This is a genomic window from Streptomyces sp. 7N604 (assembly GCF_052245475.1).
Taxonomy (GTDB): Bacteria; Actinomycetota; Actinomycetes; order Streptomycetales; family Streptomycetaceae; genus Streptomyces.
Genome location: NZ_JBQQBX010000031.1, coordinates 1 through 24,084 on the forward strand (window position 1 = coordinate 1; position 24,084 = coordinate 24,084).

A 24,084-nucleotide genomic window follows, 5' to 3' on the forward strand; every position below is an offset into this window, starting at 1 on the left:
GGCGGGCATGGCTTTCCGCGTGGCAGCGGCGGGCCCGCGTCCGCGGGCCGACCGGGCGCGCACACGACAGAGGCGGTGGGCCCGCGCCCGCGGCGGGGCATCCCCCACCCGCCCTTGAAAGGGCAGGGGGTGGGAAATCCCGGCGCGAAGCGTCGGTTTGGGGGCGCCCGGGTGGGGCGGCTGCGCCCGCCCGGCGTCGCGGGGGTGGGGTTGAGGGGCGGAGCCCCTCAATGGGTGGGTGGGTGGGGAGGACCGCGCCGGAGGCGCGGACGGACCCGCGTGCGGGGCGCGGCCGTCCGCCATGCACCATGGGAGGTCGGTGCAAAGACATTCGTGGCGGGAGTACGAGAGCAGTGGTGGACGTCCAGGGCATGGTGGCCGACGGCTTCGAGCCGGTCCGGAAGGCCTTCGTCCGCAACTTCGAGCAGCGCGGGGACCGCGGAGCGGCCGTCGCCGTGTACGTGGGCCGCAGGAAGGTCGTCGACCTGTGGGCGGGCACGGCGGACGCCGACGCAGGCCCCGGCGCCGACCGTCCGGCGCCCTGGGCCCAGGACACCGCCCAGGTCGTACGGTCCGCCACCAAGGGCGTCGCGGCCGCCGTCCCCCTCCTGCTCCACCAGCGCGGCCAGCTCGACCTGGACGCGCCCGTCGGCACGTACTGGCCCGAGTTCAAGGCGAACGGCAAGGACCGGGTGCTTGTACGGCACCTGCTCTCCCACCGTGCCGGAGTGCCCGTCCTCGACACCCCGCTGACCCCGGCCGAGGCGGGCGACGGGGTCTCCGGGCCCGAGGCCGTAGCCGCCCAGGCGCCCGTATGGGAGCCCGGCACCGCGCACGGCTACCACGCCCAGACCTACAGCTGGCTGCTCGGCGAGATCGTCCGCCGGGTCACCGGACGCAGCATCGGCCGCTGGGTCGCCGAGGAGATAGCGGGACCGCTCGGAATCGACCTCTGGATCGGCCTCCCGGAGGCCGAGCGGGCACGAGTCGGTCGGCTGGCCGCCGTCGAGACGCCGACCCCGCCCGCCGCCCAGGGCCTGCGTGTCCGCGCCAAGCGCTCGGTCTCCGACGCGTACCGCGACCCGGCCTCCCTCACCCGCCGCGCCTTCGGCGCCATCGACCCCCTCCCGGACGAGAACGACCCCGCCTACCGGGCTGCCGAACTGCCCGCCTCCAACGGCGTTGCGACGGCCCGCTCCCTCGCCCGCTTCTACGCGGCGCTGATCGGCCCCGATGCGAACAGCGGGCGCCGGCTCTTCGCGCCCGCGACGCTCACCCTCGCGCGTACGGAGGAGTCCGCGGGCCCGGACCGCGTCCTCGTCGTCAACACCCGTTTCGGCCTCGGCTACATGCTGCACGGCCCCGCATCCCCGCTGCTTTCCCCGGCCTCCTTCGGCCACCCGGGCCGCGGCGGCTCCCTGGCCTTCGCCGACCCGGAGACGGGCACCGCCTTCGCGTACGTCACGAACGGCATGCAGCAAAACGTCACTGCGGACCCCCGGGCCCAGGCCCTGGTGCGGGCGCTCCGTGACTGCCATGCGGCGCAAGGCCGTTGAGGCGAAAGGGGTGAACGCGGCGGCTCAGCACGCGGGTTGCGCGCCCCGTGGCCCCCGCCGACTGACAGCGGTTCAGGCGACGCAGAACTCGTTCTCCTCCGGGTCCTGCATCACCACCGCGTAATAGTCCACCCCCGCATACCCCAGGACCCGCTGCCGGGTCGCACCCGCGGCCACCAGCCGCTCCACCTCGGCGTCGACCCGCTGTCTTCGGGTCTCCAGCGGAACCTCGCGACCGCCGCTCACCTTCAGGTCGAGGTGCACCCGGTTCTTGACCACCTTGCCCTCCGGCACCGGCTGGAACCACAGGCGGGGCCCGACCCCGTCCGGATCGACGATCGAATCCGCCCCCTCGCCCGCGCTCTCATCCCCCAACTCCTCCGCCGGCACGCCCATGTCGAGCCAGTACGACCGCCAGCTCGCGAACGCTTCCGGCGGAGGCTCGGGCTCGTACCCCAGCGCCTCGGCCCAGAACCGCACGAGCCGCGCCGGATCCGCGCAGTCGATCGTCACCTGGAATGCCGTCGCCATGATTCCTCCCGTCGGCTCCGCCGGAAGCAGAGCGGAAAACGAGCACCACCACCCGTTCCCGCAGGCTAGGCGAGGCCACTGACAACGGCCGTCAGCCAACGGGCCGCAGGCGGGTGCCCGGCCGCGACCGGGCGTTGGACGCCCTGAGGGCGAGCGGAAGCCGCATCCTGGAGACATGCGGCAGTACAGCGCAGCCAGCCGACCTGAAGCCGACCGGCCGGGAGGCGGCCGAGCGGAAGTCGGCCGACCTGAAGCCGACCGGCCGGAATTCGTCAACCGGTACGAGGACACCTGCCCCGTCTGCCTGCGCACCGTCCCCGCAGGACAAGGACTCAGGCAACGGGACCGCAGCTCCGGCCACGACGGCCACTGGTCCACGTACCACCGCTCCTGCCTCCCCGAGGAAGCCCCGCCACCTCGCCGCCGCCACAAGGGATGGCACAGCCGCACCCTGATGGCGTTCGACATCGCGGCCACCGGCAACCGCCCTACGGTCGACCGCGTCGTCGCGGCCGCCGTACGGTCCACCGACGGCAGCACCGGCCTCGACCTGCTCATCGACCCCGGCCCCGAGGTCCAGCTCGACCCCGTCGGGGAGCGCCACGGCATCACCGCTGAAATGGCCCGCACCGGCGGCGCCCCGGCCGCGGAGGCGCTCGACCGGCTCGCCGACACCCTCGCCGCGCACCTCGCGACGAAGAACCCGCTTGTGGTGTGGCACGCCCCCTGGGTGCTGAGCCTGCTGGAGAGCGAACTGCTCCGCCACGGCCTGCCCTCGCTGGCCGCCCGCTGCCCGGAGGGCCTCGCCCCCATCGCCGATCCCCTCGTCCTGGACCGGCACGCGGACCAATTCCGCAGCGGGGGCCGGGCACGTGACGCGGTCGCCGACTGGTACGGCATTCCGTACGACCGCCCTGGCCACCCGGCATCCGACGCCGAAACCGTCCTCGTCCTCGCCCAGGTCATCGCGGCCTGTTATCCGCACATCGGGAAGCTCTCGCGGCCCGCCCTGCACACCGAGCAGGTCAGGTGGTCGGCGGAGTGGGCCGAACGGCTGCGGAAGCGTGATCCACGAGCGACTCCCGACCCGCGGTGGCCCGTCGCCACGGTCGCGGCGGACCCTTGGACCCCACCGCCGCCCCCGCCCCCGGCATCAGGCGGCCGAAACCGGTCCTGACCTGAACCGGTCGTCGCGTACCCGCTCTCTGCCAATTCGTGTGCATGACATTCGGCGTACCCGCTGCCGGGCCACGCTTGGGCGACATGGCATCGATGCGGACCATGTCGGTGGGCTCCGACCGGCGGTTGTTGTAGCTGTTGCCCAGGTCGTGCCCCTCGCGGCGACGGCCGTCGTCCTGCTGGACTCCGCGACCGACTGCCTCCCTGACGACCAGCTGACCGGTGTCGTCACGCCACCGCGCCTGGCCATACTGGCCGGGCTGGCCGGGCTGGCCGGGCTGGCCGGGCTGGCCGCGGTGCTGATACGCGCCCCACGGCCGGGCACGTTCCGCACCTGGCTGGATCTCTCGATCGGGCTGCTCCTGCTCGCGGCCTTCGGGACCACGTACGCCGGCGGGCACCCCACCGCTCCGCTGCGCGGACTGCTGACCGCCGTCGCCGGCTCCTACCTGATCGTCGGGCTCCGCCGCTCGCAGCCCGAGTCCTGGCGGGCGGTCGCGCTGCTCGCGCTGGTCTCCGTATCGGCGCAGGGCCGGGTACGTCGCCGGTGCCGCGGGCCTGCTGGTGCTCGGCACCGCGTACCGGCTGGCTCCGAGGCTGGGCCGGCGGCAGCGCCGTCTGATGGCCGCACTGCCGCAGCGCCGTCTGATGGCCGCTCCGGGCCGGCGGCACTCGGGCACGCCGCAGCCGCACCCGCCCGCGGCCCGCAGGCCCGAACACGGCGCGCCCCAGCGGAAGCCCGCGCCTGCGGCCGCCGCGGCCTCCGTCGAGCCGGGCGCAACCCTGGGCTGACGCCGGATCCGGGGCGCGGGCGCGCGCTACCGCCGCGCGGGGACGGCGAGCTCGCGGCCGCGGTAGAACGCCTCCCGCTCCTCGACGACGAACGGGGCCATCGCCGCACGCCGCTGCGCCTCCGCCTTGGAGGTCCGCCAGGCGTCGCACGACTCCCTGGAATCCCAGAACGAGACCCCGATGATCTCCAGTCCGTCCTCGGACCAGTACGCGTAGGCGTGACGCAGCCCCTCGGGGTAAGGCGCAGGCTGCCACGCCTTCTCGAAGTCCTCCAGCCTCCCCGGCTTGATGCGGCGCGTTGTCATCCAGACGAAGTGCTCCTCCATCACGGCCTCCTCGGGCCGACTGCTCCGCTCAATGACTCTCACAGACCACGGTAGGTTCGCGCGCCCGCTTCCGCCTCTGCGAGCTGCGGCCGTCACACGGCACATCTGCGCTGGTCACTGACCGCGTACGTACCGCTGCGCCGCGGGGCATTCCGCGGCAGCTGACGACGAGTGACGTTCCACTGACACAGGGCTCGGGCGGCCAGTAGCATCGACAAACGTGAGGAGCCTCACAGAGAGGCCGGAGAGGATTGCAGCGGCTTGTCTTTAGTGCTCAAGGCGTCAGCATGCCTGTCCGCGGCCCATGGTGGCGTGTGTGAATCCTTCGCTCTCACGGCTACGTCCAGCCCGGCCCCGAACGCTCCAGCGGGAGTTGTCCATCTCGGGGGAGCCGAGATCCCGATCGCGGTCTTCGTCGGTGCGGTGAGCGGGGCCGTACTTGCGGTACTTGCCCAGCTCGTCACCGGAGCCATCCGTAACTACCGGGGCTACCGCTTCCTGCTCGGCTTGTTGCGGGAGGAGGTAGCCGACATTGCGAAGGCCATAGAGGAACGCTTGAACCACCCTCACCTTGCCGTTCCCTTGTATCCGTCATTGCCCACCACAGCGTGGGAAGCGCTGGTCGAATCACCGAATCGTCGATACATGAACGAGAAGCGCCGGAAGGCGGTCAGCCACCTGTATCGCGAGGTGGGCCATGCGAATCACCATCTCGATCTGGTGCCGACTGCCCTCCAGATCAGCCAACTGGCTCCGGATGAGGCAACCAGAGATGTCTATCGCGAAGAAACACTACGGCTGCTGATGGCGCCGCTCGACAAAGTGAAGTCCGCCTTGCCAGAGGCGCGGCGGGTGCTCCGGATTCAGGCAGCGGTGGCCGGTGGTACGCCCGGGGGGAGTGCGGTATGAATTCCATAGAGGGAATCTGGCTCGGAATTGATCGCGAGGAGTTGCGTTCGGAGTGTGCCGCCATGGCATCTCAAGGCGGTCTGCTTGCTGTTCTCGGCGACAACTCCAAGGGGCCGACCCACGCTGCGCACATAGCGAAATCGGTTTTTGAGAACGCGGGTTTGCGTACGCGCCATGTGCGAGATGCGGGGTACAGCCGACTGAATACAGTCCGTTACGTCCTCGAAGATCTCGCTCGCTGGACAATAGAGCAGAGTGGACTTCAGTACTCGGGACTTAGTCTCCAGGCGAGCAACGCGAATACTTCGTTCGAGAGTTTCTTTGACCGCGTCACCAAAGCTCTGCGGCCGATAGCGGAATCGCCAGGCCTTGCCGTCATTGTCACGGCGCTCGGCCAGGATGCCGCTCCCGATACCCAGGACCTCTCCTACCTCGCCAGACTGGGCGAAACCGTCGGGGGCTGCTGGGTCGTGATCGGGGAGGACGGCAAGTCGTGGCGCGCGTTCCCTGCGAGCAGGACGATAAAGCTGCGAAGCTTTACGAAGCAGGAGGTGGCAGGCACCCTTCGCAGTATCATCCAGCAACGGGGCGGTAACCCGGCCGGGGTGGCAGAGTACGTGGCGAAGAATTTTGATCCGGCCCAGGGAAAGATTTCTCCCGTGTATGCCTACACGCACCTCGAGCTGCTGACCTACGTTCCTCTCGAGAACCATGGTGAGCTGCTGTGACGGCGGACTTCAACGCGACCGTTCCGGATGAGTGGGAAGCTCTCGCCGACGTGGTGCTGGGTATGGGAGGCGCTGTCTACGGCAAAGTCGCCATGGTGCTCGGAATTTGCCTGTCCGCCGACAGGGAAGACTTACTTGAGCTTGCCGGTGAACTCTGGAGCGGGGAGAACTCGGAGCCGGAAGAGCCGGAAGAGCTCGAAGCTGCGGTGGACAGTCTCCTGAAGGCACCCTTCGTGGAAGAGACGGCTTCCGGGTGGCGTATCAATGAGTCTCTCGCTCCCCGCCTTGCGGCTCGTTTCATGCGGGACGACGAGGATGTCTTTCGCCGGGCGCACAGAATCCTTGCCGAGCGCGAGACGAGAGCGATCAGCGAGCTTGAGCTCCTGGATCAGCAGGACGACGACACATTCGCCCAGATGGAGCGGTGGTTCGTACAGAGCCGGCTGGCCTTCTATCTGGCCGGAGTGCATGCCGGGGAGTCTGCGCAGAAATTCGGCGAAGCCTTTGAATCGGCTCCCTACCGGGATCTGAGTGCCGCACGGATGTGGCTGTCAACTCTTGCCTTGCGGCAAGCGCCACTGCTTGAAGAGCATGCTCGAGTGATCGAATTCTTTCAAGGCTTTCGCGCGTACGTGGCGGGGCGAAGGGATGAGGCCGCTCTGCACTTCTCCACGGTCATCCAGGATGACATCACCGATCTCTACCAGGCGATCGCCCTGCATTTGCATGCGATGTGCGCGGGTGACGCTGCGTCGCGAATCGAGAAACTGAACAAGAGTATTCAGGTGAGTGAGCAACTCGGGCTGCGCGAGAATGAGATCATGGCTCGAAACTCGCTCGTCAGCGCACATTTCTCTCAGGCGAACAAGATGAATGGCGGAGGTAAGCTCACAGCGGCGCGGAATCACCTCCGCCGGGCGCAAGAACTGGCGGACGTGAACCGCGCGCAGGCGCGCCTCATGCGCGACGAGGCCTATCGCATTTATACGCTGACCCAGTACGCAAGGGCGGCGTGGCTGCTCGCCGCAGGTGTCGACGGCAAGGCGGCCGACAGCGCATCGGCGCGCGCCGTCCTGCCAGATGTCCTCGATGAACTGGCGGAGGCGATAACGATCTCCGACCGGGTGGGCCTGTCCGAGTCCGCGCTGAGGAGCATCAACCAGCGTGCAAGTGTGCTGAGGGATGTGGGGCGGACGGAAGAAGCCGTCGATGAACTGGAATCATCCCTGCACAGGATCGGCCCCCTGACGTCCTCTCTCCCCTTGCGGGGCCTTGCAAAGACGGCCGGCTCGATGAAGCGCAACGCATCCCCTGATGTGAAACGCCGGATCGTCAAGTTCCACGCCACCCTCGATCGATGGCTCGATTGAGACTCGCACCTTCCGGGGCCGCGCGGGGCGTCGACCCCACTTCGCACTTCGCGCGTCAACCCGCGTCAACTCGCGTGCAGCATCAGGCCGATGCCCAGGACCATCAGGCCCGCTGCCGCGATTCGTGGGCCGCCGAAGCGTTCCTTGAAGAAGATCGCGCCGATCGCCGCGCCCACAATGATCGATGACTCGCGCAACGCAGCGATCGGGGCGAGCGGGGCGCGGGTCTGGGCCCAGAGAATCAGGGCGTAGGCGGATATGGAGAGGGCTCCGCCGAGCAGGCCGCGAGTGGCCACCGGGCGCAGTTGGGTGAGCAGTTCGCGGCCGCGGGTGGCGAGCGCGTACGCCGGGATCGCCAGGCCCTGGAGCGAGACGAGCCAGGCGGTGTAGCCGAGGGCCGTGCCCGACGAGCGAACGCCGACGCCGTCGACCACCGTGTACGAGGCGATCGCGAGCCCGGTCGCGACGGCCGCCGTCAGGGCCGGCCAGTGCGGCCGCGTCCCGCTCTCGCGGATGCCCCACAGCGCGACGCCGACCAGGCCCGCCGAGGCGACCACGACGCCCGCCGATGCCCACCCGTCCGGCACCTCGCCGATGAAGGCCGCGGCCAGGACGGTGACGACCAGGGGCGCCGTGCCCCGCGCGATCGGGTACATCTGGCCGAAGTCGCCCAGCCGGAACGACCGCATGAGGAGCGCCTGGTAGACGAGGTGCAGCACGATGGACGCGATCAGCCACGGCCAGGCGGCGGCCTGCGGGAGCGGTACGAACGCCGCCATCGCCAGGCCGCAGACCACGTCCGCCGCGCCGATCAGTGAGAAGGCGACCAGTTGGTCCTTGATGTTGTGGGCGATCGCGTTCCAGCTGGCGTGCGTGACCGCGGCCACGAGCACCGCCGCCGTGACCAGCAGCGTCATGCCCCGCGCTCCCGTACGGCGATCAGGCGCACCTCGACCTCGAGGCCGGGCTCGCGCAGCGCTGCCGCGCATGGGGGGTGGGCCGTGTCCGTGCTGGACTCTGGAGTTGTGGGCATGGGGCGACGCTAGCGGTACGTGCAATGGCCACGCGAGTGGGATTTGGGGACTTCCCGGACGCCCCGGATGTCCGCGCCGTCGTCTCGCTCCTCAGCCGCCCGCGCCCCCGTGCGACCCCTCAGCCGCCCGTGCCCGCGCGATCCGTCAGCCGCCCGCCCGCAGCACCTGCGCGACCACCGGACCCGCCGAATCGCCGCCGTGCCCGCCCTCCGGGACCACCGCCGCCGCGGCCAGGTCACCCCGGTACGCCGTGAACCAGCCGTTCGGCTTCTTCTGTCCGTCGACCTCCGCGGAGCCCGTCTTCGCACCGACGTCCCCGCCCAGCCCGGCCATGGCCTCCGCCGCCGTCCCCGCCGACGCGGTCAGCCGCATCAGGGACTGGAGCTGCTTCAACACGTCCGGCGGAAGCGAGCGGGAGGCCTTCGCCAGCTGCCGGTTGTCGACCGACGGGGCGACGACGTAGGGCTGCTTGAAGGTGCCCGTACGAACCGTGGCCGCGACCGACGCCATGTTCAGCGGGTTCATCCGGACTGCGCCCTGCCCGATCAGGGAGGCGGCCATCTGCGCGTTGCTCTGCACCGGCACCGACCCGTCGAACGTCGGGACGCCGGTCTGCCAGTTGAGGCCGATGCCGAAGACGTCCCGCGCCTGCTGGCTCAGCGAGCTGTCGTCGAGCTTCTCGGCCTGGGTGATGAAGGCCGTGTTGCAGGAGCGGGCGAAGGCCTGCGCGAACGTGCCGTTCTTGATCTCGAACTTGTCGTCGTTCTGGAACTTCCAGCCGCCGTACGTCGCGTACTTGGGACACGGGTGCCGCCTGTCGTAGCTCGCCAGGCCCTTCTCCAGCAGCAGCGACGAGGTGATGACCTTCATCGTCGAACCGGGGGCGTAGGAGCCCTGGAACGCGGTGTTGAAGCCGTCGGCCGGAGAGTTGGCGACGGCCAGGATCTCGCCGGTGCTCGGCTTGAGGGCCACCGCCGACGCCTTGCCGTGCTTGCTCACCGCCCGCTCGGTCGCCGACTGCAGGCCCGCGTCGAGTGTCGTGCGGAGCGTGCCGGGCCTGCCCTTGGACAGCACCTTCAGGGTCTCGTTCGGGCGCTCCTTCGCGTCACCGGCCCCTGCGGCGTTCGCCTTCGCGCGCGCGATCCACAGCTCCACGCCCGCCACGCCGCCGGACTTGTCGCCGTACCGCTCGCGCAGGCCCGCGAGCACGCCGTGCAGCGTCGGGTGCTCCTTCTCGGTCAGCTCTTTGCCGTTGCGGTCCATGGCCTTGATGGGCGGGGCCTCGGCCTCGCCCGTCTTGAGGGTGTCGCCGCGGCGCAGGCCCGGGTGGACGACCGAGGGCTTCCAGTCGACCAGGGCCTGCCCCAGCTGCCCGCGGGTCACCGTGAGCTCGGAGTCGTACGTCCAGGTGGCCTTCTTGCCGCCGTACGAGATCACGGCGCTGACGTCGAACGGCACTGTCTGGCCGGTGCGTTGGCCCGGTTTGAGTGATACGCCGGAGATGCGCGCTTCCTTGCGGTAGCCGGTCAGCGCGGCCGCCGCGTCCTCGCGGCTGTCGGTGAAGGCGGCCGCCCGTGCGGCATCGCCCTTCGCCCACGCGGCGAGGAACTTCCGCGCGGTCGTTTGGACCTCGGTCGCGCTGGGCGGGCCCGTTTTGATCGGCGACGGCTTGGCATCCGCGGCTGCGCTCAGCGGATCACCCGAGTCGTCACTGCTCAGAAGGCTGTACGCCCCAAATCCCGCGGCCGCCACCATCGCGGCGAACACGCCGCCGATGACGGCGATATTCCCGCCGCTCCGCGCGGCGAACACGCCGCGGATGTCGGCGGCGATCTTCCCGCCACTCCGCATTACAGAACCCCCACAGTTCCGGTGACCCACGGACGACCTCGAGCTCTTAACCACCCGATTAAGGCTTCGACCGCGGCGAACTCTACGTCATCAGGACGACATCACACCCAGGTGTCGAGCCACATGCGATTGCGCCACTCCTCCATCGGCAGGGGCTGACCGGTGTAAATCGGAAAGAAGTAGATGAAGTTCCACACAATCAGCAGGACGAGAACGCCCATGCCGACCGCGCCCAGCGCCCTGCGCCGCTCGCTCGACCCGCGCGGACCGAGCATCGCCCCGAGCATCATCGCCAGCGCCAGGCAGAGGAATGGCACGAACACGACCGCGTAGAAGAGGAAGATCGTCCGCTCCTGGTACATGAACCAGGGCAGCCAGCCCGCCGCGATCCCGCACAGGATCGCGCCAGCCCGCCAGTCCCGCCGGAACGCCCACCGGTAGAGCGCGTACAGCACGGCGAAGCAGGCCGCCCACCACAGCACCGGCGTACCGATCGCCAGCACCTCGCGCGCGCACTTCCCGGCCGTGTCCACCGGGCAGCCGTCCTGGCCGGCGCGCGGCGACTCGTAGAAGTACGAAACGGGGCGGCCGAGGACGATCCAGCTCCAGGGGTTGGACTGGTAGGTGTGCGGCGAGGTCAGGCCGACGTGGAAGTTGTAGACCTCGGACTGGTAGTGCCACAGGCTGCGCAGGCCGGCAGGCAGCCAGCTCCAGGCGCCGCCCTGGTGCGGCTCGGTCGACGCCCAGTCGCGGAAGTAGCCGCCCTTGGTGACGAACCAGCCGGTCCAGGACGCGATGTATGTGAGCACCGCGACCGGTACGAGGGAGAGGAAGGCGGGCAGCGCGTCCCTCCACGCCGTCGAGCGGTACGCGCGCGTGGCCCCGGCCGTACGGCGCGCGCCCGCGTCCCAGAGGATCGTGAGGATGCCGAAGGCCGCCAGGATGTACAGGCCGTTCCATTTCGTGGCGAAACCCAGGCCCAGGCACAGGCCCGCGGCGAGCCGCCACGGCCGCCAGCCGAGCCGCAGCCGGTCCCCGACGCGGGCGTCAGGCCGTACCGTGCCGCTGTCGTCCTCGGGCAGCGCCGCCGCCAGCCGGGCCCGCGTACGGTCCCGGTCGATGAGCAGGCAGCCGAAGGCGGCCAGCACCCAGAACATCAGCACCAGGTCGAGCAGCGCGGTGCGGCTCATCACGAAGTGCAGACCGTCCACCGCGAGCAGGGCGCCCGCGATGCAGCCGAGCGCGGTGGAGCGGAACAGGCGGCGGCCGATCCGGCACAGCATCAGCACGGACAGCGTGCCGAGGAGCGCCACCATGAAGCGCCAGCCGAAGGGGTTCAGGCCGAAGAGCTGCTCGCCGAGCGCGATCGTCCATTTGCCGACGGGCGGGTGGACGACATAGCTGTGCTCGGGGCTGAGCGGGATGCGCTGCGGGTCGGCCAGGATCAGGTCGTTGGCGTTCTTCGGCCAGGTGCCCTCGTAGCCGTACCGGAGCAGGGACCAGGCGTCCTTCGCGTAGTACGTCTCGTCGAATATCACTGCCCTCGGGCGGTCCAGGTGCCAGAACCGGAGCAGGCCCGCGACCAGGGCGACGAGGACCGGGCCGCCCCAGCCGGACCAGCGGGCCAGCCGGTCGGCGGCCCGCGGGCTCAGGCCGAGCATGGTCCACGGACGGGGGGCAGGGGCGGGGAACGGGGGGACGAGCCGGTCCCGTACGGGCGTCCGCGGCCGGTCCACGTGCCCGAAGCGGCGCAGCCGCAGTTGCCAGGCGGTCGGCGCGGCCCCGCGGGCCGCCGCGGCCGCGCTGCCCTGGTGGTCGCCGACCACCGGCCGGGCTCCTGTCGCGGTGTCACTGGTCACCGCGCCATCGTAGGGAACGCGGCTGTGTGAGTGGGGCTCCCGGCTCGGGGGGCGACTCGCGCTGCACCGTTGTGGTCGTGCCAAGCGCTCCGTGGGGGCCTGGTTGCGGGGGCACGCCCCCTCCCCGCCGTCCGCGACCGCCGGTTTGTGGGCAGTCGTTCCGCAAGGCGGAACGGGTGGGCACAAACCGGCCACCGGGCCGCGGCCGCCGACGAAGCCGCAACCATGCGGCTGGGAGGCGCGGCACGGCCCTGCACGCCGCGGCTGGGAGGATGGGGGGCGTGACTGGAACGCTCGTACTCGCAGGGACTCCCATCGGGGACGTCGCCGACGCCCCGCCGCGGCTCGCCACCGAGCTGGCGGCAGCCGACGTGGTGGCCGCCGAGGACACCCGGCGGCTGCGCCGCCTCGCGCAGGCCCTCGGCGTGCAGCCCGCGGGGCGAGTCGTGTCGTACTTCGAGGGGAACGAGTCGGCCCGCACGCCCGAGCTGGTCGAGGCGCTGGCCGGCGGGGCGCGGGTGATGCTGGTCACCGACGCGGGAATGCCGTCGGTGTCCGACCCCGGATACCGGCTCGTCGCCGCCGCCGTCGAGCACGGCATCAAGGTGACGGCGGTCCCCGGCCCGTCCGCCGTACTCACCGCGCTCGCGCTGTCCGGGCTGCCCGTCGACCGGTTCTGTTTCGAGGGCTTCCTGCCGCGCAAGGCGGGCGAGCGGCTCGGCCGCCTCCGCGAGGTCGAGGCCGAGCGCCGCACCCTCGTCTACTTCGAGGCGCCGCACCGCCTCGACGACACCCTCGCCGCCATGGCCGAGGTGTTCGGCCCCGAGCGCCGCGCCGCCGTGTGCCGGGAGCTCACCAAGACGTACGAGGAAGTCAGGCGCGGCCCGCTGAAGGACCTGGCCGCGTGGGCGGCGGAGGGCGTACGCGGCGAGATCACGGTCGTCGTCGAGGGCGCCGCGCCGCCGGGGCCGCAGGAGCTGGACCCCGCCGAGCTCGCGCGGCGCGTCGCCGTACGGGAGGAGGCCGGGGAGCGCCGCAAGGAGGCCATCGCGGCCGTGGCCGCCGACGCCGGGCTGCCCAAGCGGCAGGTCTTCGACGCGGTCGTGGCCGCGAAGAACGCGTAGCGGAGGAACGCCTGTCCCCGGGGAACGGGCCCCGGGAAACCGCGCCCGGTGCTCCGGCCGCACGACAGGGGACCACCGGAAGGTAAAGGGATAATCTGAAAGGCAAAGCCCTGGCCGCGCAGAAGGGTTCTTCCACAACCAACTCCCAAAAGCTGCACCAACAGGTGGCCGGGGCTGCTGCGTTCCCGCCGATAAGGGCGTCCACTGGAGGTGGGACGTCCGGTCCCGGAGGGCTTGTCCGCTGGACAAGAGGAGCTGGCATGAGTGAGATCGCAGACACCTCGCGCGGTGTTCCCCAGATGCCGCGGGGCGCAGCCGCGGAGCCACCCGCACACGAGGCGTACTCCTTCGCCTGCATGCGGTGCGGACACGGCTGGGAGCAGGAGTACGAGATTCGGCACCACGTGGACCCGCAGGGCCGCGCCTTCGTCACCTACCACGCGAACGGCCGGCGCGTACCGTCCCCGCTGACCCGCCCCACCTGCCGGAACTGCGACGGTCATGTGGTGCGCATCATGCGGTCGGGCCAGATTCCCTCCGCGGCGGCGGGGCTGGCGCAGCAGGGTATCGCCGGGCCGCTGCTCGCCTCCGAGGAGAGCCCCGGCCGGCCGTCGGCGGGTTCCGCGGGCGCCGCGGGAGCACCGATGGAGCCGCCCGTCACGACCCGCGCCGAGGAGCCCTCGGGCGAGGTGACCACCCACCGCGGGCACCTCTCCGACCTGTTCAACGTCTTCCACCGCAAGTGAGCTACCCCGGCCAGGTGAGCTGTGCGGGCGGCTGCGGACCGGCCGCACCGCCCGCATAGGATCGCCGCCATGGCGGCAACGGCACCCGGCAACAGCAACGGCAGGGACAAGAACGGCGGCGCGGACGGCAAGGCCGCGCCCCCGCCGCCGCAGCCCCTGCGGGTCCCCGTCGCCGACTCGCACACCCACCTCGACATGCAGTCCGGCACGGTCGAGGACGCCCTCGCGAAGGCCGCCTCCGTCGGGGTCACGACCCTGATCCAGGTCGGTTGCGACGTGGCCGGATCGCACTGGGCGGCCGAGACCGCGGCCCGCCACGACGGCATCTGGGCGACCGCCGCCCTGCACCCCAACGAGGCACCCCGCATCGTTCTCGGCGACCCCGATGGCTGGTCGCGCCAGGGCGCGCGCGAGCCCGGCGGGGACACCGCCCTCGACGCCGCCCTCGACGAGATCGACGCCCTCGCCGCGCTGCCGCACGTGAAGGGCGTCGGCGAGACCGGCCTGGACTACTTCCGCACCGGGCCAGACGGCATCGCCGCGCAGGAGCGGTCCTTCCGCCGCCACATCGACATCGCCAAGCGGCACGGCAAGGCCCTCGTCATCCACGACCGCGAGGCCCACGCCGACGTGCTCCGCGTCCTGGAGGAGGAAGGTGCGCCCGAGACCGTCGTCTTCCACTGCTACTCGGGCGACGCCGAGATGGCCAAGGTCTGCGCCGAGAGCGGGTACCTGATGTCCTTCGCGGGCAACGTCACCTTCAAGAACGCACAGCCGCTGCGCGACGCCCTCGCCGTCGCCCCGCTCGACCTGCTGCTCGTGGAGACCGACGCGCCCTTCCTCACGCCCGCGCCGTACCGCGGACGGCCCAATGCCCCGTATCTCATTCCGGTCACGCTGCGCGCCATGGCCGAGGTCAAGGGCCTCGACGAGGACGCCCTCGCGGCGGCCGTGGCCGCGAACACGGCTCGCGCGTTCGCGTACTGACCCCGCCGGGTGTGGGCGTGCGTTCCGCCTTGCAGAACGAATGCCCGCATTGTGACAACACAGCGTAGCGAGTCCGCTTTGGAGAGTGACGGCCCCCTTCGATACAGTCCCGGGCCGGGCCGACCGCCGGACCAGTGGGAGCGTCGTGAGCAGATCTCAGGGCAGCCACCGCGCTGCGCGCAGCACCCGCCGAAGCCGCGCCCAGAACCCGAAGCGCCACGCCCGACCGTACGAGCCGTACACCCCGTACGAGGCCTACGAGTACGGGGGGCGCGGACCGTACGGAGCCCCCGTCCCATACGGCGCGGGGGAGCGGCCCGGACGGGTGCCCCGCCAGTACCCGCCCGCCGTCGGCGCGCCACTCGTGCCGCCCCCACCACCCCCGCCACCGCCCACCCTCCCCGCCGCCGGCGGCCGGGCCGCCGCGCGCCGCGCCGCCCGGCGCCGCAAGGCCGCCGAGCGGCCCGAGGCGCTGCGCCGCCTCGTTCCGCAGGCGCTCGTCGTGGCCTTCCTCGCGGGCGGCACCTCGGCGTTCGTCGCCCACGACAAGTCCGTCAGACTCAGCGTCGACGGCACGTCGCGCACGCTCCACACCTTCGCCGACGACGTCCAGGAGCTGCTGGAGGACGAGGGCGTGGAGGTCGGCCCGCACGACCTGGTGGCCCCCGCGCCCGAGGAGGCCCTCGCCACGGCGGACGAGATCGTCGTCCGCCACGCCCGCCCCGTCACCCTCACCCTCGACGGCACCCCCCGCCGCGTCTGGACCACCGCGGGCACGGTCGACGGCGCGCTCCGGCAGCTCGGGGTGCGCGCAGAGGGCGCGGACCTCTCCGCCTCGCGCGGCTCCGGGATCTCGCGCCAAGGCCTGGCCCTGGATGTGTGGACCGAGCGGACCGTGACCTTCATGGCCGACGGGCGCGAGCGCAGGATCCGTACGAACGCCTCCACCGTCCGGGAGGCCGTCGCACAGGCGGGCATCGTGCTGCGCGGCCAGGACACCACCTCCGTGCCGCAGGACAGCTTCCCGCGCGACGGCCAGACGATCTCGGTCATGCGGATCACGGGCACGAAGGAGGTGCGCGAGGAGCCGATCCCCTTCCGTACGGTCAGGCATCTCGACCCCACGCTCTTCCAGGGCACCGAGGTCGTCGTCCAGCAGGGGCAGCAGGGCGCCGAGCGCGTCACGTACGCGCTGAAGACGGTCAACGGGGTCCGGCAGAAGCCGCGGAAGCTGCGGTCCGAGGTGGCGCGGCGGCCGCGGGACCAGGTCGTCCACGTCGGCACCAAGCCTCCGCCGCGGTCGGTCGCGGGCGCTGACCGGCTGAACTGGACGGCGATGGCGCGCTGCGAGTCGGGCGGGCGGGCGAACGCGGTGGACGCGTCGGGGACGTACGGGGGCCTCTACCAGTTCGACAGCCGCACCTGGCAGCAGCTCGGCGGGCGCGGCCGGCCGCAGGACGCCCCGCCCGCCGAGCAGACCTACCGGGCCAAGAAGCTCTACGTGCAGCGGGGGGCGAGTCCGTGGCCGCACTGCGGCCGTAAGCTTCACCAGTGAGCACCAGCCCCACCTACGACGAGCACGGTCCCGAGCGAGGCCCTGAGCAGGGCACCGAGCAAGGCCCCGAGCACGGTCCCCTCCTGGGCCCCAGCGACATCCGCGAACTCGCCGCGGCGCTTGGCGTACGCCCGACCAAACAGCGCGGCCAGAACTTCGTCATCGACGCCAACACGGTCCGGCGGATCGTGCGGACCGCGGATGTGCGCTCCGACGACGTGGTCGTCGAGGTCGGCCCGGGGCTCGGCTCGCTGACCCTCGCGCTGCTGGAGGCCGCGGACCGGGTGACGGCCGTCGAGATCGACGACGTGCTGGCCACCGCGCTCCCGGCCACCGTCGCGGCACGGCTGCCCGAGCGCGCGGACCGCTTCGCGCTGGTGCACTCCGACGCACTGCACATCACCGAACTGCCGGGGCCGGCGCCGACCGCGCTCGTCGCCAACCTGCCGTACAACGTCGCCGTGCCCGTGCTGCTGCACATGCTCGCCGTCTTCCCGACGATCGAGCGGACGCTGGTGATGGTGCAGTCGGAGGTCGCCGACCGGCTCGCGGCGCCACCCGGTTCGAAGGTTTACGGCGTCCCCTCCGTCAAAGCGGCGTGGTACGCGCACGTGAAGCGGGCCGGGGCCATCGGGCGCAACGTCTTCTGGCCCGCGCCCAACGTCGACTCCGGCCTCGTCTCGCTCGTACGGCGCGCCGAGCCGCTGAAGACCGGCGCCACCAAGGACGAGGTCTTCGCGGTCGTCGACGCGGCGTTCGCGCAGCGGCGCAAGACACTGCGGGCGGCGCTCGCCGGATGGGCGGGCTCGGCGGCGGAGGCCGAGGCGGCACTGGTGGCGGCGGGCGTCTCGCCGCAGGCCCGCGGGGAGTCGCTGACCGTGGAGGAGTTCGCCCGTATCGCGGAGAAGAAGGGGACGTCGCTGTGAGCTCGGTATCGGTACGGGTCGCGGCCAAGGTCAACGTCCAGCTGGCGGTGGGCGGCCTGCGCCCGGACGGCTTCCATGACCTGGCGAATGTCTTCCTGGCCGTCGGCCTCTACGACGAGGTGCGGGTGAGCCCGGCCGACAAGCTGCGCATTACGGTGTCGGGCCCGGACGCGGACCAGGTGCCGGCCGACCGTACGAACCTCGCGGCGCGCGCCGCGGAGCTGCTGGCCGCGCGGTACGGGATCGGGTCGCCGGACGTGCACATCCACATCGCCAAGGACATCCCCGTCGCCGGGGGCATGGCGGGCGGCAGCGCGGACGCGGCGGGGGCGCTGGTGGCGTGCGACGCGCTGTGGGGAACGGGTGCCGGGAGGACGGAACTCCTGGAGATCTGCGCCGGGTTGGGCAGCGATGTCCCCTTCAGCCTGGTCGGCGGGGCGGCGCTGGGGCGGGGGCGGGGCGAGCGCCTGACCCCTCTCGACGTCGGCGGGACCTTCCACTGGGTCTTCGCGGTCGCGGACGGCGGTCTCTCGACACCGGCGGTGTACCGGGAGTGCGACCGGCTGCGCGCCGAGTCGGGGGCGGGCGCGACGGCCGACCGTGTCCCGGACCCGGAGCCGTCGCCTGCGCTGCTGGACGCGCTCGGCGAGGGGGACGTCGTCGGACTGGCGTCGGCGCTGATGGCTGGGGGCTCCAGCAACGACCTTCAGGCGGCGGCGGTTTCACTGCGGCCGTCACTCGCGGACACGCTGGCGGCGGGCGCGAAGGCGGGCGCCCTCGCCTCGATCGTCTCGGGCTCGGGGCCGACCTGTGCCTTCCTCGCGCAGGACGCGCGGGGGGCGGCGGCCCTAGCCGAGGCCCTGCTCGCCTCGGGCACCTGCCGCACAGCGGTCGCCGCCCCAAGCCCGGCCCCAGGCGCGACACTTCTCTAACCGCGCCAGCCACGGACACCACGCGCCCGGGCGGGCGAGATCGTGGTTGCGCGGTCCCGCGGCGCCCCCGCCGCACGCCTCCTCGCGCGGCCACGCGTTTGGCGCGGGGTGGTCGCCGCGAACGGCGTGGCGATGACCGCGTTCCTCTGGCACCTCACCGCGATGCTCGGCGTGTACGGGACGCTGCTCGCGCTCGACGTGCCCCTTCCCGCGGCCGCGACACCCGCCTGGTGGGCGCAGGCCCGGTCCGTATCGCCACCGCTCCTGAGCTTTGCCGTCCGCCGCACCGCAGCCCCCGGCTCGTAGAACCGCCTGTTGCGGCTGTTACGGCTGTTCCCGCAGTTCCGCCTGGTCCGAGCGTGGGGCGCTACCAGGCGTGACCGGGCGCCATCGGCGGCGACTACCCTGGAAGGTCGATCAACCGCAGCGTCAGCAGTAGCGACGCAGGATCAGGAGTGAAATGGCCGTCAATCTGGTCAATGTCGAGGCCGTCGGCAAGGTGTACGGCACGCGGGCCCTGCTCGACGGCGTCTCCCTCGGCGTCAGCGAGGGCGACCGGATCGGCGTCGTCGGCCGGAATGGCGACGGCAAGACGACCCTCATCCGCATCCTGGCCAAGCTGGAGCCCACCGACGCAGGCCGGGTCACCCACTCCGGCGGTCTGCGGCTCGGCGTGCTGACCCAGCACGACTCGCTCGACCCGGCCGCCACTGTCCGCCACGAGGTCGTCGGTGACCTCGCCGACCATGAGTGGGCGGGCGACGCCCGGATCCGCGACATTCTCACCGGTCTCTTCGGCGGCCTGGACCTGCCCGGCTTCGGCGAGGGCCTCGACACGGTCATCGGCCCGCTGTCCGGCGGCGAGCGCCGCCGTATCGCGCTCGCCAAGCTGCTGATCGCCGAGCAGGACCTGATCGTCCTCGACGAGCCCACGAACCACCTCGACGTGGAGGGCATCGCCTGGCTGGCCGGGCACCTGCGGGCGCGGCGGTCGGCGCTGGTGGTCGTCACCCACGACCGCTGGTTCCTCGACCAGGTGTGTACGCGCATGTGGGACGTGCAGCGCGGCGCGGTCCACGAGTACGAGGGCGGCTACTCCGACTACGTGTTCGCGCGCGCCGAGCGGGAGCGCATCGCCGCCTCCGAGGAGGCCAAGCGGCAGAACCTGGTGCGCAAGGAGCTCGCCTGGCTGCGGCGCGGCGCTCCGGCCCGTACGAGCAAGCCGCGGTTCCGTATCGAGGCGGCCAACGAGCTCATCGCGGACGTGCCACCGCCCCGCGACAGCGCGGAGCTGATGCGGTTCGCGAACTCCCGGCTCGGCAAGACGGTCTTCGATCTGGAGGACGTGACGGTCCAGGCCGGGCCCAAGGTGCTGCTGAAGCACCTGACCTGGCAGTTGGGGCCCGGCGACCGCATCGGCCTGGTCGGCGTGAACGGCGCGGGCAAGACCTCTCTCCTGAGGGTGATGACGGAGGCGGCCCGTACGGACGGCGAGGCGCAGCCGGCGGGCGGCCGGGTCGTCGTCGGCAGGACCGTCAAGCTCGCGTATCTCTCGCAGGAAGTCGCCGAACTGGACGCGGGTGGGAGTCCCCCCAGCGAAGCTAGGGGGAGGGTCCTGGAGGCCGTGGAGCAGGTGCGGCAGCGGGTCGACCTCGGCAAGGGACGGGAGATGACGGCCTCGCAGCTGTGCGAGAAGTTCGGCTTCACGAAGGAGAAGCAGTGGACGCCGGTGGGCGACCTCTCCGGTGGTGAGCGGCGTCGGCTGCAGATCCTGCGCCTGCTGATGGACGAGCCGAACGTCCTCTTCCTCGACGAGCCGACGAACGACCTCGACATCGAGACCCTCACGCAGCTGGAGGACCTCCTCGACGGCTGGCCGGGCTCGCTGGTCGTCATCAGCCACGACCGTTACTTCATCGAGCGGACCACGGACCGGGTGTTCGCGCTGCTCGGCGATGCGACCTTGCGGATGCTGCCGCGCGGCGTGGACGAGTACCTGGAGCGCCGCCACCGTATGGAGGAGGCGGCAGCGGCCAAGGTGCTCGCGGCGGCCGCCCCCGAGAAGGCGCGGAAGCCCGCGGCCGATTCGCGCGCCGCGCAGAAGGAACTCCAGCGCATCGAGCGCCGTCTGGACCGCATCGGCGACCAGGAGTCGAAGCTGCACGGGCAGATCGCGGAGGACGCCACGGACTTCGAGCGGGTGGCGAAGCTGGACGCGGAGCTGCGGGAGCTGGCGGCGGAGCGGGACGAGCTGGAGATGCGCTGGCTGGAACTGGCCGAGGACGTCTGACGGTTGAGGACGTCTGACGCCTGGGGAGGTCTGACGGCTGAGGAGGCCTGACCCTGCGGTCCGGCCGCGGACCTGCTTCGCCGGTCCTCGCCCGGCCACCGCCGGTCGCGCGCGACCACGCATATGGCTGTGCAACGGAGGCGTCACGGGCCGGTCTCAGCTGCCCGAGAGGTCTGAGACCGGCCCCTCGTTCGACAGTGTCGAGTGATACAAAGAACTCCCGCTCGACTGTTGTTGACTGGCGGGATCGCATGCCCGATTCGCTCCATCCCGGCGGGATTTGATGCCGCCGGGAGCGCGGGGGAGGCCGGTCGGGACATGGACCCGCGTGAAGAGGAAAGCTGATGTCACAGCCGCCCCAGCCGCCGAATCAGCCTCCGCAGGGCGGCTTCGGCGCGCCGCAGGACCCGTCGTACGGGTATCCGCAGCAGCCGCCGGGCCAGCCCTCGTACGGCTCTCCGCAGACCCCACCGCAGGCCCCGCCCCAAACCCCTCCGCCTCCGGGCCAGCCGCCGCAGGCTCCGCCTCCGCCGCAGGGGCCGCCCCAGACGCCGCCTCCGCCGCAGACCTCGCAGCCCTCGTACGGCTACCCGGGCCAGCAGCCGCCCCAGCAGCCGCAGTTCGGTCAGCCGCAGTACGGCCAGCAGGGGTACGGCCAGCAGGGGTACGGTCAGCCGCAGTACGGCCAGCAGCAGTACGGCATGTACCCGCCGCCCGCCCAGTACCCCGGCGCCACGCCGCCGCCCGGAAGCGGCCAGTCCCGTCAGCGCATGCTGGTCATCATCAGCGCGGTCGTCGCCGTGCTGCTGATCGTCGGCGGTGGCATCTGGTTCGCCACGAGCGGTGACGACGACAAGAAGGACGAGGCCGGGAACTCCTCGGGCGGCAGCAGCGAGGGCGGTGACAACGGCGGCGGTACGGCCGGCAGGACCGAGACCGTCGACGGGCAGCTGATCGCGAAGATCCCGCGGCCCAAGGTCACGGAGCAGGTGACGGCCGAAGGCCTGTGGGTGACCGACACCGTCTTCGCCAAGGCCGGCGTCGACAAGATCGTCGGCTATGACGTGACCGGCAAGCAGCAGAAGTGGACGCTCCCGCTGGACGGTTCGATCTGCTGGTCCTCCCGCCACGTCACCGAGGACGGCAAGACCGCGGTGCTCTTCCAGGGCGCCAAGGCCACCGCGGAGAAGCAGCACCAGGGCTGCACCGAGGTCGCGGTGATCGACATCAACGCGGGCAAGAAGCTCTGGCAGAAGAACGCCACCGACGGGGACGAGAAGGTCCGCTTCGACGAGGTGACGCTCGGCGGCGGCACCGTGGCCGCTGGCGGCACGAGCGGCGGCGCGGCCTGGAAGCTCGCCGGCGGCAAGGAGCTGTGGAAGCCGCAGGCCAACGACGAGTGCCAGGACGATGGTTACGCGGGCGGCACGAAACTGGTGGCCGTGCGGCGCTGCGGCGCCTACGACAAGCCGTCGCTCGAGGTCCAGACGCTGAACCCGGCCACCGGCGCCCCGAAGTCGGTCTTCAAGGTGCCCAGCGGCGTCGAGTACGCACACGTCGCCTCCACCGACCCGCTCGTCGTCGCCATCGACGCCAGCGACGACACCGGCAGCGGTGTCTCGGACTTCCTGGCGGTCGACGACAGCGGTAAGTCGGGCCGGCTGCGCGGCAGGATCGCGACGCAGCAGGGCCAGTACACGCCGGAGTGCGGCTCGACCGAGGTCGAGGGCTGCAAGCTGCTCGCGGTCACCCAGGACACCCTCTACCTGCCCACCAAGGAGCACCAGAGCAAGGCGGAGTACGCGCGGACGAACGAGATCATGGCGTTCGGCCTCGACGGCGGCAAGTCCAAGGGCAAGGCCGACGCGGGCGAGAAGCGCACGATGGTGCCGCTGCGGCTGGAGGGCGGCGACATCATCGCGTACAAGTACCCGACGTACGACAAGGGTGGCGAGATCGTCAGCATCGATCCCAAGACCCTCAAGCAGTCGGTGCTGCTGAGGAACGACGACTCCTCGGCCCGTACGGAGAGCAACTTCCGGCCTGAGTTCAACACGGACGTCGTCTTCGAGAACAGTCGCCTCTACATGGGGCAGCACTACGTCACGGACCGCGAGCCGATCGCCGGTGAGGAGGAGTACCTGGCGGTCGTCTTCGGCGCCGAATAGCACCTCGGGACCCGGCTCGTGAGACCCGGCACGCACCCGCGTGCCGGGTCTCACGCCGGAACTGGCCCCGAATGGCGGGGATTTCTGCCTTCCGTGAGGCTTCTTCCCGGTAAGGGGCGCGCGATGTCGATCGAGCGTGTAGCTTCCGGGGAACACGAGGCCCGGGGCGTCGGGGGATTGGGGGGAAGCTCATGGGCGTCCGGCTCATGGTGGTCGACGACCACCGTCTGCTCGCCGAGGCGCTCGCCTCCGCGCTCAAACTGCGCGGCCACCGGGTGCTCGCCGCGGCTGCCCCCAGCGCCGGGGCCGCCGAGCTGGTGGTCAGCAGGGCGCCGGAGGTGTGCCTGCTGGGCACGGCCGCGCCCGCCGAGCCGGGCGCCTTCGACCCGGTCGTGCGGATCAAGCGGGACCGGCCACAGGTCGCGGTGGTGGTGCTCGGCCCCGTGCCCAGCCCGCGCGGCATCGCCGCGGCCTTCGCGGCCGGGGCGTCCGGGTACGTACGGCACGACGAGCGCATCGAAGGCGTCGAGCGGGCGATGGTCAAGGCGAGGGCGGGGGAGGCGGCGGTGGCGCCGCAGCTGCTGCAGGGTGCGTTCGCCGAGCTGCTCAACCCGGCCGCCCAGCCGGACGACGAGGCCGCCCGGCTGCTGCAGATGCTCACCCCGCGCGAGGCCGAGGTGCTCGTACGGGTCGCGGAGGGCGAGGACACCCGGCTGATCGCGGCCGGGATGGGCATAGCGTCGAGCACGGCCCGTACGCATGTGCAGCGCGTGCTGATGAAGCTGGGCGTCGGGTCGCGGCTCGAGGCGGCGGCGCTGGCCGCCCGGACGGGGCTGCTGGACCGGGCGGCCGCGGGGCCCTGAGTTCGGCGATGAACGCGGTCCCCATGCCGCCCAGCAGGCCGATCGCCGTCACGATGCGCCCGACGAGCAGGTAGTGCTCGTCCCGGCGGCCCCTACGGATGTACGCGCCCCAGATGTCGTTCGTGAAGACCGTGTTGAAGGCCGAGATGTTCGCGGCCATACCGGCCATGAAGGCAGCGAGCAGCCCGGTCACGGCGAGGCCCAGAACCCCGTTCGGCAGCCACAGGATGGTGTAGTCGAGCGCGTTGGTGGGGAGTCGCAGCCCTTCTTGTGCCATGGATCACCTCTCTTCGAGAGTCTGAGGACGATTCCCCAGAATCGCCGCATTTTTTCGATCCGATCGCCCAAGAACCTCTGC

At 71.4% G+C, this 24,084-nt stretch carries 20 protein-coding genes and 2 pseudogenes; 16 read left to right on the plus strand and 6 right to left on the minus strand.

Going from position 1 to position 24,084, the window contains the following annotated elements; all coding sequences use genetic code 11:
* Nucleotides 1-356: 356 nt before the first annotated feature.
* The gene (locus tag ACTWP8_RS29535) at nucleotides 357-1,556 is read left to right on the plus strand and encodes a serine hydrolase domain-containing protein (RefSeq protein WP_443325224.1); all 1,200 of its coding nucleotides are present in this window, start codon (nucleotides 357-359) and stop codon (nucleotides 1,554-1,556) included.
* 72 nt (nucleotides 1,557-1,628) lie between these two features.
* Here the strand turns inward: ACTWP8_RS29535 and ACTWP8_RS29540 are convergent, their stop codons facing one another.
* Entirely contained in the window at nucleotides 1,629-2,087 is a 459-nt protein-coding gene (locus tag ACTWP8_RS29540; protein ID WP_443325144.1) for a VOC family protein, read from the minus strand.
* Nucleotides 2,088-2,262: 175 nt separating this feature from the next.
* Between ACTWP8_RS29540 and ACTWP8_RS29545 the strand changes: the two genes are divergently transcribed.
* Both ACTWP8_RS29545 and ACTWP8_RS29550 read left to right on the plus strand, forming a co-directional pair.
* A complete protein-coding gene (locus ACTWP8_RS29545; protein WP_443325145.1) occupies nucleotides 2,263-3,264 on the plus strand; it encodes a hypothetical protein in 1,002 nt (333 codons plus the stop codon).
* Between the two features lie 623 nt (nucleotides 3,265-3,887).
* Nucleotides 3,888-4,058: a hypothetical protein gene (locus tag ACTWP8_RS29550; RefSeq protein WP_443325146.1), complete on the plus strand. Its 171-nt coding sequence runs from the start codon at nucleotides 3,888-3,890 to the stop codon at nucleotides 4,056-4,058.
* Between the two features lie 26 nt (nucleotides 4,059-4,084).
* On the opposite strand, the gene ACTWP8_RS29555 is transcribed toward ACTWP8_RS29550, so the two are convergent.
* Nucleotides 4,085-4,384 (minus strand): hypothetical protein, encoded by a 300-nt coding sequence (locus ACTWP8_RS29555; protein WP_443325147.1) that lies wholly within the window; start codon nucleotides 4,382-4,384, stop codon nucleotides 4,085-4,087.
* Between the two features lie 423 nt (nucleotides 4,385-4,807).
* Here ACTWP8_RS29555 and ACTWP8_RS29560 point away from each other — a divergent pair, with 423 nt between their 5' ends.
* From ACTWP8_RS29560 to ACTWP8_RS29570, 3 genes are read left to right on the plus strand one after another with little or no spacing between them, the layout of a single operon-like run.
* Nucleotides 4,808-5,293 (plus strand): hypothetical protein, encoded by a 486-nt coding sequence (locus ACTWP8_RS29560; protein WP_443325148.1) that lies wholly within the window; start codon nucleotides 4,808-4,810, stop codon nucleotides 5,291-5,293.
* Complete coding sequence (locus ACTWP8_RS29565; protein WP_443325149.1) at nucleotides 5,290-6,021, plus strand: hypothetical protein; 732 nt, start codon at nucleotides 5,290-5,292, stop codon at nucleotides 6,019-6,021. The genes ACTWP8_RS29560 and ACTWP8_RS29565 overlap by 4 nt, the downstream gene beginning before the upstream one ends.
* Nucleotides 6,018-7,391, plus strand: coding sequence for a hypothetical protein (locus tag ACTWP8_RS29570; protein ID WP_443325150.1), 1,374 nt, complete (start codon nucleotides 6,018-6,020; stop codon nucleotides 7,389-7,391). The genes ACTWP8_RS29565 and ACTWP8_RS29570 overlap by 4 nt, the downstream gene beginning before the upstream one ends.
* Nucleotides 7,392-7,456: 65 nt before the next feature.
* On the opposite strand, the gene ACTWP8_RS29575 is transcribed toward ACTWP8_RS29570, so the two are convergent.
* The 3 genes from ACTWP8_RS29575 to ACTWP8_RS29585 all read right to left on the minus strand — a co-directional run bounded on the left by ACTWP8_RS29575 (nucleotide 7,457) and on the right by ACTWP8_RS29585 (nucleotide 12,135).
* Nucleotides 7,457-8,308: an EamA family transporter gene (locus ACTWP8_RS29575; protein WP_443325151.1), complete on the minus strand. Its 852-nt coding sequence runs from the start codon at nucleotides 8,306-8,308 to the stop codon at nucleotides 7,457-7,459.
* A gap of 261 nt (nucleotides 8,309-8,569) precedes the next feature.
* Entirely contained in the window at nucleotides 8,570-10,276 is a 1,707-nt protein-coding gene (locus ACTWP8_RS29580; protein WP_443325152.1) for a penicillin-binding transpeptidase domain-containing protein, read from the minus strand.
* 101 nt (nucleotides 10,277-10,377) lie between these two features.
* Nucleotides 10,378-12,135, minus strand: a complete 1,758-nt coding sequence (locus ACTWP8_RS29585) for a dolichyl-phosphate-mannose--protein mannosyltransferase (protein WP_443325153.1) — start codon at nucleotides 12,133-12,135, stop codon at nucleotides 10,378-10,380.
* 272 nt (nucleotides 12,136-12,407) lie between these two features.
* On the opposite strand from ACTWP8_RS29585, the gene rsmI reads away from it, so the two are divergent.
* From rsmI to ACTWP8_RS29635, 10 genes and pseudogenes are all read left to right on the plus strand, one after another.
* Nucleotides 12,408-13,259 (plus strand): 16S rRNA (cytidine(1402)-2'-O)-methyltransferase, encoded by an 852-nt coding sequence (gene rsmI, locus ACTWP8_RS29590; RefSeq protein WP_443325154.1) that lies wholly within the window; start codon nucleotides 12,408-12,410, stop codon nucleotides 13,257-13,259.
* A gap of 260 nt (nucleotides 13,260-13,519) precedes the next feature.
* Nucleotides 13,520-14,005, plus strand: coding sequence for a hypothetical protein (locus tag ACTWP8_RS29595; protein WP_443325155.1), 486 nt, complete (start codon nucleotides 13,520-13,522; stop codon nucleotides 14,003-14,005).
* 69 nt (nucleotides 14,006-14,074) lie between these two features.
* Nucleotides 14,075-14,992 (plus strand): TatD family hydrolase, encoded by a 918-nt coding sequence (locus ACTWP8_RS29600; protein ID WP_443325156.1) that lies wholly within the window; start codon nucleotides 14,075-14,077, stop codon nucleotides 14,990-14,992.
* 145 nt (nucleotides 14,993-15,137) lie between these two features.
* Nucleotides 15,138-16,547 (plus strand): ubiquitin-like domain-containing protein, encoded by a 1,410-nt coding sequence (locus ACTWP8_RS29605; RefSeq protein ID WP_443325157.1) that lies wholly within the window; start codon nucleotides 15,138-15,140, stop codon nucleotides 16,545-16,547.
* Between the two features lie 83 nt (nucleotides 16,548-16,630).
* Complete coding sequence (rsmA, locus tag ACTWP8_RS29610; protein ID WP_443314201.1) at nucleotides 16,631-17,473, plus strand: 16S rRNA (adenine(1518)-N(6)/adenine(1519)-N(6))-dimethyltransferase RsmA; 843 nt, start codon at nucleotides 16,631-16,633, stop codon at nucleotides 17,471-17,473.
* Nucleotides 17,470-18,405 (plus strand): 4-(cytidine 5'-diphospho)-2-C-methyl-D-erythritol kinase, encoded by a 936-nt coding sequence (locus tag ACTWP8_RS29615; protein ID WP_443325158.1) that lies wholly within the window; start codon nucleotides 17,470-17,472, stop codon nucleotides 18,403-18,405. Before rsmA ends, ACTWP8_RS29615 begins: the two co-directional genes overlap by 4 nt.
* A gap of 63 nt (nucleotides 18,406-18,468) precedes the next feature.
* A pseudogene (locus ACTWP8_RS29620) lies at nucleotides 18,469-18,761 on the plus strand (acyltransferase family protein); the annotation flags it as partial.
* A 104-nt stretch (nucleotides 18,762-18,865) separates the two neighbouring features.
* The gene (locus ACTWP8_RS29625; RefSeq protein ID WP_443325159.1) at nucleotides 18,866-20,695 is read left to right on the plus strand and encodes an ABC-F family ATP-binding cassette domain-containing protein; all 1,830 of its coding nucleotides are present in this window, start codon (nucleotides 18,866-18,868) and stop codon (nucleotides 20,693-20,695) included.
* 344 nt (nucleotides 20,696-21,039) lie between these two features.
* Entirely contained in the window at nucleotides 21,040-22,863 is a 1,824-nt protein-coding gene (locus ACTWP8_RS29630; protein ID WP_443325160.1) for a hypothetical protein, read from the plus strand.
* A gap of 191 nt (nucleotides 22,864-23,054) precedes the next feature.
* Nucleotides 23,055-23,726, plus strand: coding sequence for a helix-turn-helix transcriptional regulator (locus tag ACTWP8_RS29635; RefSeq protein WP_443314080.1), 672 nt, complete (start codon nucleotides 23,055-23,057; stop codon nucleotides 23,724-23,726).
* Between the two features lie 4 nt (nucleotides 23,727-23,730).
* On the opposite strand, the pseudogene ACTWP8_RS29640 reads toward ACTWP8_RS29635, so the two are convergent.
* Nucleotides 23,731-23,946, minus strand: a pseudogene (locus ACTWP8_RS29640) (Na+/galactose cotransporter); the annotation flags it as partial.
* Between the last annotated feature and the right edge of the window lie 138 nt (nucleotides 23,947-24,084).

Excerpts from the sequence above, each read along its gene's own strand:
- ACTWP8_RS29555 (WP_443325147.1), bottom strand. The coding sequence starts at position 4,384 with ATGGAGGAGCACTTCGTCTGGATGACAACGCGCCGCATCAAGCCGGGG.
- ACTWP8_RS29550 (WP_443325146.1), top strand. The coding sequence starts at position 3,888 with ATGGCCGCACTGCCGCAGCGCCGTCTGATGGCCGCTCCGGGCCGGCGG.
- rsmI (WP_443325154.1), top strand. The coding sequence starts at position 12,408 with ATGGGGGGCGTGACTGGAACGCTCGTACTCGCAGGGACTCCCATCGGG.
- ACTWP8_RS29595 (WP_443325155.1), top strand. The coding sequence starts at position 13,520 with ATGAGTGAGATCGCAGACACCTCGCGCGGTGTTCCCCAGATGCCGCGG.
- ACTWP8_RS29540 (WP_443325144.1), bottom strand. The coding sequence starts at position 2,087 with ATGGCGACGGCATTCCAGGTGACGATCGACTGCGCGGATCCGGCGCGG.
- ACTWP8_RS29630 (WP_443325160.1), top strand. The coding sequence starts at position 21,040 with ATGTCACAGCCGCCCCAGCCGCCGAATCAGCCTCCGCAGGGCGGCTTC.
- ACTWP8_RS29575 (WP_443325151.1), bottom strand. The coding sequence starts at position 8,308 with ATGACGCTGCTGGTCACGGCGGCGGTGCTCGTGGCCGCGGTCACGCAC.
- ACTWP8_RS29565 (WP_443325149.1), top strand. The coding sequence starts at position 5,290 with ATGAATTCCATAGAGGGAATCTGGCTCGGAATTGATCGCGAGGAGTTG.
- ACTWP8_RS29635 (WP_443314080.1), top strand. The coding sequence starts at position 23,055 with ATGGGCGTCCGGCTCATGGTGGTCGACGACCACCGTCTGCTCGCCGAG.
- ACTWP8_RS29545 (WP_443325145.1), top strand. The coding sequence starts at position 2,263 with ATGCGGCAGTACAGCGCAGCCAGCCGACCTGAAGCCGACCGGCCGGGA.
- ACTWP8_RS29600 (WP_443325156.1), top strand. The coding sequence starts at position 14,075 with ATGGCGGCAACGGCACCCGGCAACAGCAACGGCAGGGACAAGAACGGC.
- ACTWP8_RS29580 (WP_443325152.1), bottom strand. The coding sequence starts at position 10,276 with ATGCGGAGTGGCGGGAAGATCGCCGCCGACATCCGCGGCGTGTTCGCC.
- ACTWP8_RS29625 (WP_443325159.1), top strand. The coding sequence starts at position 18,866 with ATGGCCGTCAATCTGGTCAATGTCGAGGCCGTCGGCAAGGTGTACGGC.